Genomic DNA, 13,633 nt, shown 5'->3' with positions numbered 1-13,633 from the left:
TTGTTATACCCCTTTGTTCGTTTGGCGCTGGGCAGCGACTTCGAGCACGGCCTGGACGATGCCGGTGTAGCCCGTGCAGCGACATAGATGCCCCGAAAGCATGTCGCGTACCTGGGTCTCGTCCGGGTTGGGTACCCGTTCCAGGAAATCCACGCAGGACATGAGAATGCCCGCAGTGCAAAAGCCGCACTGCAAGGCGTGATGACGGCGAAAGGCTTGTTGCAGGTCGCTCAGTGTGTCGTCGTCGGCCAGGGACTCGACGGTCTCGATACGCCGCTCGTGCCCCTGTACCGCGAGCATCAGGCAAGAACGCATGGCGACCCCGTCCACCAGCACCGTGCAGGCGCCGCAGACACCGTGTTCGCATCCGACATGGACTCCGGTGGCACCGAGGTCGTGGCGCAGGAAGTCGCAGAGTTGGGTCCGCGGTTCGGCCAGCGCCTCGCGGGAGCGGCCATTGAGTTCCAGGCGAATCGGAAAGGTTTGGTCGGCAGTTACACGCATGTTCAGACTCCTTCGATCAGCTGATGACCCAGCTCGCGAATCAGTTGGCGGCGATAGGCAGCGCTGGCGTGCACGTCGTCTTGTGCATCGAGCGACCAGGCGGTTTGATTGAGCGCATCTGGCAGCGCCGCACCACGTGGCAGGCTGCGACGTTGCGGACGGTCGGCGACCCCGCCGATCCCAAGTTCGACCTGGTCCAGGCCGATGGCCGCGGCCAGGGAAACAATTGCAAAGTCGCCGTGGCGCATGGCGATTTCGCGGAAGCGATAGGTGATGCCTTCGCGCTTGAGCGGAAAACGCACCTCGACGACCAGTTCATCCGCACGCTTGTCGGTGGTGAGAATGCCTTGGAAGAAGTCGGCAGCCTTGACGATGCGCTTGCCCTTTTTCGACTCCAGAACGATCTCGCCGCCCAGCGTCACCAGGCACAGCGGCAACTCGGCGCTCGGGTCGGCATGAGCCACCGAACCGCAGACTGTGCCGCGATTACGCGTCTGGAAGTGACCGATCCAGGGCATCGCCAGGGCCAATAAAGGCACCTCGTCCATCAGGGTCGAACGCGCCAGCAACTGCGCCTGCCGTACCCCGGCACCTACCGCCAGGCAATCCTTGCGCAGTTCGATATAGGCCAGGTCAGCCACATGATTGATATCGATCAGCAACTTGGGTTGAGCCAGGCGCATGTTCAGCACCGCCATCAGCGATTGGCCTCCGGCAATGATGCGAGCCTCTTGGCCGTACTCGGCGAGCAGCTCAACCACCTGACGACGCGTTTCAGCCCGAACGTAATCAAAAGCAGCGGGTTTCATTGCGCACCTCCCTTGCCAAACAGCGCACCAAGCGAGGCACGCAGGCGCGCCCACCAGCCGGTGGAGATGGCTTGGCCACTGACCCGTTGCGACAAGCGAGTAAAGATTTGTCCGATGATCACTTTCGAGGCCCCTTGCAACATACGGCCGCCGACCGCGGCAACTTTGCCGCTGACCGCCACCTGGTATTGGTATTCCAGGCGTGTGTGGCCATTTTCCAGTTCGACGAAACGCACCTTGGCCTGGCCCTGGGCCGAGCCCATCGAGCTGCTGCCGGAACCGGACAGACGCAATGAATGCGGCGGGTCCAGATCACTCAGGGCAACCTTGGCCTCGAAGCGCGCGCGGATCATGCCGACGCCGACGGTGACGTCTGCGCGGTAACGGTTTTCGCCTTCCAGCACGAGGTCGTGGCAACCGGGAATGATCGCCGCCAGCGTCTGTGGGTCGAGCAAGGTATCGAAGACCTGTTGCGGCGACGCAGGAATCACCACCGAGTCGTTGGCCCGCAGTGCCGGTCCACCGGCAGCTACCGCCTCCAGGCTTTCATCGGGCTCCATGCCGGCGGGCCGTGGCGGCTCGTCGATGCCGATCAGCGTGCGTACTTTCGAGGGTGTCAGTGGCAGACGGATGTCCGAGCGACCGAGGGCGTCGGCCACCGCGTTGGCGATGCATACCGGCGTGCTCATGTTGTTGCCCTCGCCCACACCCTTGGCGCCCAGTGGGGTGAATGGCGATGGCGTTTCCATGTGCAGGATCACCGGTTCGATCACTTCCGGTGCGGTCGGCACCAGATAATCGGCGAAGGTCCCGGAGAGGAAGCTGCCGTCCTCGCCATAGGCGAATTCTTCCATCAGCGCCGCGCCCAGGCCTTGGGTGAAGCCACCCCGAATCTGGCCATCGACCAGTGCCGGGTTGAGCAGGCGGCCGGCGTCATGGCAGGTGACATAACGATCGATGTGGATCTCGCCGGTCATGCGGTCGATTTCCAGACCACAGATGTCGAAGACAAAGCCGTAGCACAGCGAGCTATTGACCTGATCCTGATCGTCCGGTGCGACCAATTGCGGCGGGCTCCAGAAAGCGGTTTCGCGCAGACCGCCGCTTTCACCTTCCGGCAGCAGGCCCGGCGACCAGTGGGTTGCCCCGGCAATCCGATGGAATGGCGCTACCGCCCCGCCATTGACCACAAAAATCTTGCCGCCCGCGAAACGAATATCTTCGGGACTGGCCTGCAATTGCTCGGCGGCAATCGCGGCGAGGCGATCGCGGATCTTCAGCGCAGCCTTGTAGACGGCACCGGCCACCGCGCCGGCAAAGCGGCTGGAATAGTTGCCCGAGGCAATCGACCAAGCGTCCTTCTGGGTGTCCAGTTCGACGTTGACCACGATGGATTCCAGCGCAACCCCAAGCACTTCGGCGACGACCTGAGCCACGGTGGTTTGATGGCCCTGCCCTTGCGGCGCAGAGGACACGTGCACACTGACGTCACCCAACGGGCCGACGTTGATGGTTGCGGTTGCGACAGCGCCGTTTTTCGGACCGGCCTTGCGCCGTTCTTCGGGCGTCATCGCGGTGGTGATGTAACCCATGTTGGAAATCGAGGGTTCGATGACGGCGGCATAACCGATGCCATAGATTCGGCCTTCGGCACGCGCCTGATCACGACGCTTGAGCAACTCGTCGAGACCGCCATCAGCGATTGCCAAGGCAATGCCTGCCTGGTAATTGCCGGAATCGAGCAATGCACCGGCGGCCGCGCGATATGGGAAGGCATCGGCCGGCACCAGGTTGCGGCGGATCACGTCCAACGGATCAAGCTTCAACTGCACGGCAATGTGTTGCAGCAGCCGCTCCAGGGCGAAATACACCTGCGGTCCACCGAACCCACGGTTCAGGCCCGAAGGAGTTTTGTTGGTCAGCACCACCCGGTTGCGTACTTGCAAATTGCGGATCGCGTAGGCGCCTGTCAGGTTGCCGTGCATGCGGTAGAACGTCGCCGGTTCGGGCGCTCTCAGGTAGGCACCACAGTCGTCGATCTGGTCATAACGCAAAGCGGTGATACGGCCATCGGCTTCTACCGCCGCTTCAATCTCGGTCACCCGATTGGTCGCAGAAGAAGCCCCCTGAAGATGTTCCAAACGGTCCTCGACCCACTTCACCGGTGCGCCGACCTTGCGTGACGCCAGGCCCATCATCACGACGTAAGGGAACACACCTTGCTTGATGCCAAAGCTGCCGCCGGAATCTTTCGGTGTGCGCAAACGCAAGCGGTTACCCGGCACATTCAGTGCCCGGGCCATGACCGTGTGCAACGCGTAGGGTCCCTGGAAGTTGGCCAGCACGTCATAAATGCCGGTCGCGCGCTCGTACTGAGCCAGCACCACATAGCATTCGATGGGTGTGCAGGAACTGCGCGGAAACTTCACTTTGAGCGAGACCTTGTGCGGCGCCTGCTCAAAGGCCTGCTCCGGCTCGCCATAACGAAAGTGCCGTTCGTTGACCACGTTGCTGCCAACTGCTTCGTGCAGGATCGGCGCCTGTTCGGCGGTGGCCAGTTCAGGATCGATGATCGGGGGCAGCGGCTCGTATTCAACGCGCACACCTTCGATGGCGTCCTCGGCCAGGTAGCGGCTCTCAGCAATCACCACGGCCACCGGTTCCCCGACATAACGCACCTTGTCGACGGCGACGCACCAGTGCTCCATCGGCTGACGTACACCTACCGGGAAAGGCAGCGCCCAGCGTTTGACGTCTTCGCCGACCAGCACGCCGTGCACGCCTTTCATCAGCAGCGCTCGGGAGAAGTCCACCGAAGTGATCCGCGCATGAGCGTGGGGTGAACGGATGATCGCCGCATGTAGCGTGCCCGGAGGGATCGCAGCGTCATCGGCGTAGCAGCCCAGGCCACGCAACAATGCAGCGTCCTCGACACGGGTCTGACGGGCGCCGATATGGCCGGTCTGGCTTTCGATAGCAGTTTCTAAAGTAGTCATTTTTTCGCGGCTCTTGTTGTATTGCAGCGCGATAGCGTTAGAGCCGAGTGTGTGAGAAAGGCGCGGGGAGCGCCTTGCCTGGGGAGATGGAGTTCTGCGCGGGAGTCTGAAAATTTGCCTTTGCGTCTGATTTTTCAGGTCTGGGCCCCGGCAGAACTGCCGGTCAGTGATGGGATGCGGGTTGGCTCAGGAACACTTCGATTTCTGTATAGGGCATCGGTTTGGCAAAGTAATACCCCTGAAAAATATCGCAGCGACTGCCCTTCAGGAAATTCACCTGAGACGCCGTTTCCACGCCTTCGGCGACCACCGTCAGGCTGAGGTGATGGGCCATTGAAATAATGCCTTGAGTGATCGCTGCATCGTGATTGCCGGCGACGATTTCCTGGATGAACGAGCGGTCAATCTTGATCTTGTCGATGGGCAAACGCTTGAGGTAGCTGAGGCTGGAAAAACCGGTGCCGAAATCATCGAGCGCAATGCGCACCCCCAACGCCTTGAGCCGGTGCAAGGTTTCAATCGCCTGTTCAGCGTTGTTCAACATCAGCGACTCGGTGATCTCCAGCTCTAACTGCTCACCACGCAGACCATGTTTCTCCAGGGCGGCCTGGACGCACTGGACGAAATTGCCACGCTGAAAATGCATCGGCGAAATATTCACGGCCATCGAGATGCCGGTGATGCCTTGATCGCCTAGCTGACGAAGCTGCGCACAGGCCGTATCGAGCACCCAAAGGCTCAGCGGGATGATCTGACCACTGTCCTCTGCCACCGGTACAAACACCGCTGGCGAGATAAATCCTTTTTCCGGATGCTCCCAGCGCAGCAACGCTTCGATCCCGACCACCCGTAACGTTCGCGCGTCTATCTGCGGTTGATAATGCAACTTGAGCGACTCGGTTTCGATTGCCTTCTGCAGGTCATTGCGCAGGCTCGCCTGCTCGCAAACACGCTGATTGAGATCGCTGGTGTACCACTGAAAGTTGTTGCGCCCTTGCTGCTTGGCTTTGTACATGGCCATGTCAGCCTGCTGGATCAGTTGCATCGGCTGCTCGATGTCACCATCGCTCAAGGTGATGCCGATACTTGCACTCACGTGCAGGTCAATGCCCTGGATGCAGTAGGGTTTGGCAATGCTGACCATCAAGCGCTCTGCCACCGGCACAACGTCCTCATCACGAAGCAGGTCCGGCAGCAGAACGATAAATTCGTCACCGCCCATGCGCACGATGGTATCGCCGGGACGAACCTGCTGGGTCATACGCTGCGCGACCTCAATCAGCACCTGATCGCCGAAGTAGTGTCCGATCGAATCGTTGATGGATTTGAATCCATCCAGATCAATGCAAATCACCGCCAGGCGACGCTTTCGCCGACGAGTGATGTGACAATCCAGCATAAGCCGGTCTTCAAGAGAGACACGGTTAAGCAAACCAGTCAGACGATCATGGCTGGCGTTGAAGCTCAATTGACGCTCGTAATGCTTCTGCTCGCTGATGTCCCGAGCAATGCCAAATACCCCGACGATCTCTCCGTTGACCATGATCGGCAGGTTGGAGATGTCCATGGTCAGCAGCTTTTCACTCTCGTCGAAAATCCGTGCCTCGAAGCGCTGAGGCGCGCCGGCGCGGGCTGCGGAAAAATGCTGACTGGCCCGTTCCAGGTCCTCTTCGAGCACCAGATGAGAAAAGTGATGACCAATGAAATCCGTAGCGGTGTGAGGTTTTAGCTTCAGGCCTGCCGGATTCACACTCAGGATGTTGCCCGCCAGATCGAGGGCGAACACCGGGTTGGGGTTGTAAGTGAACAATGAACGAAATTGTTGTTCGCTTTTCTCCAGACGTTGGCCGTCACGCTCATGACGGATCGCAATGACTGCCAGCTGGGCTGCGCAGGCCAGTCGTTGAATCTGCGTCTCGTCCGGCGCATGGGCGCGGCTCTGGTACAGGGCAAATGTACCCAGCACACTTCCTTGATGGGAGAGCAAAGGCACCGACCAGCAGGAACGCAGGTTATGCCCCAGCGCCAGGCTGCGAAAACGCTCCCAGTTGGGGTCGCGGGCGATGTCTTCGGTGACCACCAGCTCGCGCCGGAAGGCCGCGGTGCCACAGGTTCCTTCGTGTGGACCAATGGCCATTCCATGAATCGCTTCGCTGTATTCGACCGGCAGGCTGGGCGCCGCGCCGCTCAGCAAGCGTTTGCCCTCGGCATCAGTGAGCAGGATCGAGCAGAAGGTTTCCGGGGATTGATCGTCAAGCATCAGGCAGATGGCACTGAGTATTTCGCCTAGATGATGATCGGTTGCGATCATACCGAGAATGTCACGTTGAGACTCGGGGAGCGTCTTGCTGTGAAAGCTCATGTGACGAGTATTCATGGTGGTTCCTGAAGACTCTCAAGGTCGTCCGGTCGTCAGAGAGCCTGGAATAGTGGGAGGCCGATCACTGTCCACTAGTACGTCGGTCGCGCACTGTATAGAGCACCGGCCAGCAAAAAAAAGACTCAGATCCAATATAAAAAACAGCATCAGATTGCCTGCGTTTGGCTGATTTTCTGGCCGCAGGCAGGCTTTCGAGAAACGACAGATCGGTAAAGCGCGACGCCGAAGACTGGTGGTCTCATCTCCGGATTATCTATATGGGTTAGACGACGAAATCGGTATTGGCCAGCATTCAACTCGATCAAAAGCGACGCGCAAAACGATCTTGCCAGACGCACAGCACATGCTCAGGGCGCGAGTATTTCCTGAAGAAACTCTATGAATACATTGATGCGACTGGAGCCTCGGTGGTTGGGCAGATACAGCGCATTGATGCAGGTGCTGGCGCTGCCAGGGTTAACCTCGTATTGCTCCAACAACCGCGTCAACCGACCTGCGCTGACATCGTCACGCACCAGCCAATCGGCCAATAGCGTCACGCCGCCACCGGCCAAGGCGGCCTCGCGCAGAATGTCGGCATTGTTGCTTTGCAGCCGTCCCTGCACGTTCAAGCGGATGACGTCCTCATCGCCCTGGAATGTCCAGTTGTGGTGGCCGGTGCGGTAATCGAAACGCAAGCACTGATGCTCCAGCAGGTCGCGAGGGTGTCGGGGCAGACCGGTTCGCGTCAGGTATTCGGGACTCGCCACCACCCAACGCTGGAAATCACCCAGCCGCTTGCTGACGATGTCATCACTGACGACCGATGAACCGAGACGCACGGACACGTCGATTTGTTCGCTGAGCAGGTCACTGACCTCATCGCTCAGCGAGAGGCTGATTTCCAGGCCGGGATGGCGCTCAAGCAACCGCCCCAGGTGTGGAGCGATGATACGTCGGCCGAATTCCACCGGAACGCTGACCCGCAAACGCCCCTGAGCGTCGCTGCCACGGTCGGCAACGACGGCATCGGCTTCGTCGATGGCCTCGAGGATCGCCACGGCTTTATCGAAATAGTGCTGCCCCGCCACCGTGACGCTCGTGTTGCGCGTGGTGCGGTTTAGCAGGCTGGCACCCAACTCACTTTCCAGCCCCGCGACCTGCCGCGTCACTGATGAAGTGGAGATGCCGAGCTTGCGCGCCGCCGATGAGTAACCTCCACAGCGCACCGTTTCGACAAACATTTTCAGCGCCAGCAACTTATCCATGAACGGATTCCGAGATCGAAAGGTAAAGGTAGCGACTGTGCATGACCAGGCGATCGGAGTCTTGCATGGTTGTGCTCAATGGCTTGATTGATTAACGAGGTTGCGATCCCCCCCATTCCGGACCGTGCTGGGTTATTTGAGGCAACGACTACTGCTTCGATATGGGCTATGAGGCGATACCCATAATCCGATTGCCCATACGCACCCCCCAATCGCCCATGCGATTGCCTTCCGCAAGTTGTTGTTTCTGCCAGACTAGCAGGGCTTCATCGATGTCGCCGACGTCGTCGATTACCTGGGCCAGGGACAATGCGTTGCGAGCCGCCTTGGCCGTGCTTCCGGCGGTATGAGGACGCGGCACAAAAGCGGCATCGCCGGTCAACAGCACACGGCCAAACACCATTTGCGGAACTTTGAGATCAAGGATCGCTTGCACAAAAATATCCTTGGTCTGGCGAATCACTTCTCGAAAAGCCGGGTTCGCCTGCCGTTCACCCATTCCCCGTATATAAGCGTCCTGCCCTGGGGCCAAGGCTCCGGGGGGAATGGAGTGACTACGGCGATGGCCGTTGTTGTCAGTGAGCACAGCGTCCAGTTCCGGCCCTTGCGCAGCTTTTAAATACCACAGCCAATTGAACCGACGCTCGCCAGGATTAACGGAGCCATTCACGCCCGGCACCATGTATTCCAGCATCAGCGATTCAGGGTCCTGTTGAAAAACAAAGTCCTCGTAAAGCTGCGTTTTGGCGAAGTCTGGAAGTTGCTCTTCATCGACAAGCCCACGCCACACCACATACCCCGAATAGGCCGGTGCGGCTCCAGGCAACACCACGCTACGCACGGTTGAGCCCGCACCATCAGCGCCAATCAGCAGGTCGGCCTCGGCAGTGCTGCCATCGGCAAAAATCGCAGTCACCCGGTGCTCATTCTGAGTCAGATCCACCAGCGTTTTGCCACGGTGATAATGCTCAGCAGGAAATGCAGAAAATAATGAGCTGTACAGTGTGTTCCAGGACGTCTGGGTTTGCGGCATCGGCTCTTTATGCACCACGGCACCGGCTCGATCCAGGTAGAGACGATCATGGGACCGAACGCCAAGCGCACCTGCCGGATGAATGCCCGCATAACGAAAATGCTGCAGGACATCGGCTTGCAGAACGATGCCACCGCCACGGCTATCCATCGCCGCCGGGGATCGCTCGTAAATATCGACCTGCCAACCAATCGCGCGTAACGCCGTGGCGGCGAACAGCCCACCCAGGGAACCGCCGATGACCAAGGCCTTCGGAACGCCTGAACTTTTCATTACCTTTCTCCTCGTTGCATGATGATTGCCCAAGTGCCGGTTTACCGTTGCGTTATGCCAACACCGGATAATCGATGTAGCCCTTGGCGTCGCCACCAAAAAAGCTGTTGCCGTCCGCCACGTTGAGTTCGTTGCTACCGCGCAAACGAGCTGGCAAGTCGGGGTTGGCAATAAACGGGCGACCAAAAGCGATGAGGTCCGCACGCCCCTGTGCAATGGCCTGTTCAGCCGTTTCGCCGGAGTAACCACCCGCCAGCATCAGAACGCCGTGAAAGTCACTACGCAGCTGCTTGATGATCGCGTCCCAGCGCGGATCATTACTTTCGTCGAGCACTGTGCCGACCATCATTGGTTCGACCAGGTGCAGGTAAGCGAGATTCCAGTGATTGAGCCTTGACGCAATGTAGCCAAAGGTTTGTTCCGGGGTGTCATCGCCCATCCCCATGAAACGCCCCATCGGTGTCAGGCGAACAGCAACGCGTTCGGCACCTACTTCCGCGGTCACGGCTTCCACGACCTCAAGCAGCAGTCGCGCACGGTTTTCGATACTTCCACCGTAGCGATCACTGCGCTGATTGCTGGCGCTATTGATGAATTGGTCGAGCAGGTAGCCATTGCCCGCGTGAATTTCCACACCGTCCATACCGGCCAGAAGCGCATTGCGAGCGGCTTTGCGGAAGTCGGCAACGATCGCTTCGATCCCCGCAATGTCGAGCTCCTGAGGCACAGGTACATCACCCCAGACGCCCTCGCCTTGTTCATTGAGGATGAAGGTCTTGCCGGGTACCGGCTGCGCGGTCGGCGCCACCGGCAAGCCGCCGTTGGGCTGGAACACCGGGTGCGACACTCGCCCCACATGCCAGAGCTGGAGGAAAATGCGTCCGCCTTCAGCGTGTACCGCCTCGCTGACAGCTCGCCAGCCCTGAATCTGTTCGTCGCTATGAATGCCGGGCGTCCAGGCGTAGCCCTGGCCCTGCTGCGAAATCTGCGTAGCCTCGGTAATGATCAATGCGGCACTGGCACGCTGACGGTAGTACTCGACGTTCATCGGTGTCGGTACGTTGCCCGGTTGTCCTGCCCGCGAGCGAGTCAGAGGCGCCATGGCGACGCGGTGATTGAGGGTGAGTTGACCGAGTTTGATCGGGCTGAACAAGTGATGAGTCATGATGATTTCCTGAATGGATAGGGATTGAAAAAAGCGCCTTAAGCGGCTTCGCTTCGTTTCAGTATCTGGATCATTATTTCGATGGGCTGGGCGCCACTGATCACGTCATCGGCGATCTGAATACTCGGCACCGAGCGCACACCGGACGCCTTGGTTTGGGCTTCGAGCTTCAAGACTTCAGCCGTGCCTTCATCGGCCTTGAGAAAGTCGACAACGGCCGCTCGGTCCTGCCCGGTTTCGGCAGCGATGTCGGCCAGCACCGTGAGGTCGCCGATATCCCGTCCCTCGCCGAAGTACGCCTTGAAAATGGCCTTGACCAGCGGCGATGCGTCTCGACCCGCCTGTTGCTCGCGCCATACCAACCGATGCGCGGCCAGGGTGTTGGGCGTTTTTTTGACTCGCTCGTAATCGAACTCAAGGCCGACCGCCTTACCGGCGTGGGTGACCTGTGCGTCCATGGCCTGGCTACGTGCCCAGCTGCCGAATTTGCCAGAGCGATAGGCTTTGCGATCCATGCCTCGAACAGGCATGTCAGGGTTCAACTGATAAGGCAGGAAACTGATTGGGCGGGCCGTTGATAAACCCGAAGCGGCAAGAGCGCGTTCGAGATTTTCCTCGCCGATCCAGCACCATGGGCAGATGAAGTCGTAAGTCACTTGAATTTTGGATGAGTGCAAACTCATGACGGTCTCCGTGGTTGAATGTTTCACACCCCCAAGGTAGGTGCCGGAGCGCCGTCAGAGAATCCGTCAGTTGCACAACGTAGCGTTTCGCAAAACGCAACGATGAGCCGATCACTCCTTCGGTTGGCTTTGCAACTGGAGTAATTCGGTGAGGAACTCAATGAACGCATTAATACGTTTCGAGCCGCGGTGATTGGGCAGGTACAGGGCCGAGATCGCCGAACTTGCGCTGTTCGGATTGATGACAAAAGCATCGAACAAGGACGTGAGGCGACCACCGTCGATATCGTCCTTGACCAGCCAATCGGGTAACAGCGCCAACCCGCACCCGGCCAGCACCACTTCGCGCAGGACCTCGTCATTGCTGCTCTTGAATTGCCCTTCGACGTGCACGCGCATCTCTTCACCCTGCTCTGTAAATGTCCAGAACTGCTGCGGTGCGCCATCGTTGGAGCACATGCACTCGTGCTGCATGAGGTCCATGGGGCGAGCTGGAAATCCTCGAGCTTCCAGGTACTCGGCGCTGGCGACTACCCGGCGTCGAATGCTGCCGATGCACCGGCTGACCACCGTTTCCATCGCCGCTGGCGACCCCATCCGGATCGATAGATCGATGCGCTCGCCGAGCAAATCGACGATGTCGTCTGACAGCGTCATATCCAGCGCGAGCAGTGGGTAGCGCGCTAAAAGCGCGCCGATGTGGGGGGCAATGAGACGGTGACCCAACGCCACCGGCACTGAGATACGCAACTGTCCGGCGGGCACTTCACCGCGGTCCGAGACTGACTCGTCCGCGTCAGCCATGGCGCTCAGAATATCCAGGCTTTTCAGGTAGTACACACCACCGGCATCCGTCAACGTGACTTGCCGGGTGGAGCGATTCAACAGCACGGCACCCAGGTCATCCTCAAGCCTGTCGATCATTCTGGTCACTGAAGAGGTGGCCAGATTGAGTTGCCTGGCGGCAGATGCAAAGCCCTTGGAATCTACCGACTGGACGAACATTTTCAGTGCGAGCAGCTTATCCATGAAACCCCTTCAGTGGCATCGATGCAATCCTTAAGGGTCTATCTTTGAGCATGGGCGCACGCTGCGCGAGTTAACGGTTGTTAATTCTGCCGCCATTGCGCCTGGCGCAATGTAGCGTTGCGCCTGGATGGGGTACTCCATCACAAGCGCCCTCTCTAAGCTCATGCCATGGAAAATCGCCGTACGCCAATCGCACGCGGCGGATTGAAAAATCTGTCGTTAATTCAGCTCGAGAGGTAAGGCGATGAAGCGCAAAACGATCATCGGTGCCGTTCTGGCGATCGGCGTCGTGGGGTTAGGGTTTGCGTTCTGGATGATGTGGAGGCCGGAAATTGCCACTGTCAGCCACCCCCTGAATGCTGATCGCGAGACACTGGACAGAGGCCGCCGCGTCGTCGAAGCGGGAGACTGTGCGGTCTGTCACACGCGGCCAGGAGGCGCCTACATGGCTGGCGGTTTGCCGCTGGTAACGCCCTTCGGAACCCTCTTCACCACCAACATCACCCCGGATCCGGAATCCGGTATCGGAAAGTGGTCGCTGGACGCCTTTGAACGGGCCATGCGTGAAGGCATCGCGCGTGACGGCCACTTTCTCTATCCGGCCTTCCCCTATGTGCATTACCGCAAGATGAGCGATGCCGATATTGCCGACGCCTATGCCTACCTGATGAGCGTGGACCCGATCAAATACACCGCGCCGCAAAACCACATGGTCTTCCCCATGAACTTCCGTCCGCTGGTGTCCTTCTGGAACTTGCTGTTCCTGCATGGAGATCCGCTGGAGCCAGTTCCCAACAGGTCAGCACAATGGAACCGCGGACGCTATCTGGTCGAGGGAGCGGGACACTGTTCATCCTGCCATTCGCCCCTGAATCTGATTGGCGGGGAGAAAGGCAGCGAACTGTTCAACGGTGGTGTCGTCGACGGCTGGACAGCCCCTGCCCTGCGCGGAATGACCGAGGCGCAACACCCCTGGAATGAAGCCCAGTTGGTCGCCTACCTGACGGGCGAGGTCGCCGAAGGACATGGCGCCGCGGCGGGCCCGATGTTGCCGGTCAGCCTGAGCATCGCGCAATTGCCGACGGAAGATGCCCATGCCATCGCGCAGTACATTCTTGACCTCAAGAAAACCTCATCGGATGCCCCATCGCCGCCCTGCACCTCTGGGGTAAAGCCTAGCGACAAGGCGCTTCTGGGTGCCTCGTTGTTCGAGGGTGCCTGCGCGAGTTGCCACAGCAAAGCGGCACCGATGCGCGTCATTGAATCGCGGCCGGCGCTGGCGAACACCTCGGCGGTGATGGCGGACTCGCCACGCAATTTGATCCAGACCATCCTGCAGGGCATCCCGATGTCCAGCGCCGCTTCCAGCCACTACATGCCAGCCTTCGCCCATAGCCTGGACGACACCCATGTGGCTGCACTTGCCGAGTACTTGCGCAACGAGAGCTGTGCGAACCGCCCCTGGACGGATCTCGACAAGACCATCAAAAGCATTCGGGCTCAGGAGCAGTAAC

General features: G+C 59.4%; 10 protein-coding genes. 1 reads left to right on the top strand and 9 read right to left on the bottom strand.

Going from position 1 to position 13,633, the window contains the following annotated elements:
- Positions 1-3: 3 nt before the first annotated feature.
- The 9 genes from BLQ41_RS16850 to BLQ41_RS16810 all read right to left on the bottom strand — a co-directional run bounded on the left by BLQ41_RS16850 (position 4) and on the right by BLQ41_RS16810 (position 12,119).
- Positions 4-504: a (2Fe-2S)-binding protein gene (locus tag BLQ41_RS16850; protein ID WP_008060977.1), complete on the bottom strand. Its 501-nt coding sequence runs from the start codon at positions 502-504 to the stop codon at positions 4-6.
- 2 nt (positions 505-506) lie between these two features.
- Entirely contained in the window at positions 507-1,313 is an 807-nt protein-coding gene (locus BLQ41_RS16845; protein ID WP_090182568.1) for an FAD binding domain-containing protein, read from the bottom strand.
- Entirely contained in the window at positions 1,310-4,309 is a 3,000-nt protein-coding gene (locus BLQ41_RS16840) for a xanthine dehydrogenase family protein molybdopterin-binding subunit (RefSeq protein WP_090182567.1), read from the bottom strand. The genes BLQ41_RS16845 and BLQ41_RS16840 overlap by 4 nt, the downstream gene beginning before the upstream one ends.
- Positions 4,310-4,472: 163 nt before the next feature.
- Positions 4,473-6,686 carry a putative bifunctional diguanylate cyclase/phosphodiesterase gene (locus BLQ41_RS16835; protein WP_090182565.1) on the bottom strand — a complete coding sequence of 738 codons (2,214 nt, stop codon included), beginning with the start codon at positions 6,684-6,686 and terminating at the stop codon, positions 4,473-4,475.
- A 350-nt stretch (positions 6,687-7,036) separates the two neighbouring features.
- On the bottom strand, positions 7,037-7,936 hold the full coding sequence (locus BLQ41_RS16830; protein WP_090182564.1) for a LysR family transcriptional regulator: 900 nt from the start codon (positions 7,934-7,936) through the stop codon (positions 7,037-7,039).
- 166 nt (positions 7,937-8,102) lie between these two features.
- A complete protein-coding gene (locus BLQ41_RS16825) occupies positions 8,103-9,275 on the bottom strand; it encodes an FAD binding domain-containing protein (protein ID WP_231997035.1) in 1,173 nt (390 codons plus the stop codon).
- Positions 9,276-9,294: 19 nt separating this feature from the next.
- Positions 9,295-10,407, bottom strand: a complete 1,113-nt coding sequence (locus BLQ41_RS16820; protein WP_090182559.1) for an alkene reductase — start codon at positions 10,405-10,407, stop codon at positions 9,295-9,297.
- A 38-nt stretch (positions 10,408-10,445) separates the two neighbouring features.
- The gene (locus BLQ41_RS16815; RefSeq protein ID WP_090182557.1) at positions 10,446-11,090 is read right to left on the bottom strand and encodes a DsbA family oxidoreductase; all 645 of its coding nucleotides are present in this window, start codon (positions 11,088-11,090) and stop codon (positions 10,446-10,448) included.
- A 111-nt stretch (positions 11,091-11,201) separates the two neighbouring features.
- Positions 11,202-12,119 carry a LysR family transcriptional regulator gene (locus tag BLQ41_RS16810; protein ID WP_090182555.1) on the bottom strand — a complete coding sequence of 306 codons (918 nt, stop codon included), beginning with the start codon at positions 12,117-12,119 and terminating at the stop codon, positions 11,202-11,204.
- Between the two features lie 244 nt (positions 12,120-12,363).
- Between BLQ41_RS16810 and BLQ41_RS16805 the strand changes: the two genes are divergently transcribed.
- On the top strand, positions 12,364-13,632 hold the full coding sequence (locus BLQ41_RS16805) for a c-type cytochrome (protein ID WP_090182554.1): 1,269 nt from the start codon (positions 12,364-12,366) through the stop codon (positions 13,630-13,632).
- Position 13,633 lies beyond the last annotated feature (1 nt).

The sequence above is a fragment of the Pseudomonas arsenicoxydans genome (genome assembly GCF_900103875.1).
Lineage (GTDB): Bacteria > Pseudomonadota > Gammaproteobacteria > Pseudomonadales > Pseudomonadaceae > Aquipseudomonas > Aquipseudomonas arsenicoxydans.
This window is presented reverse-complemented; position numbering and strand designations above follow the sequence as displayed.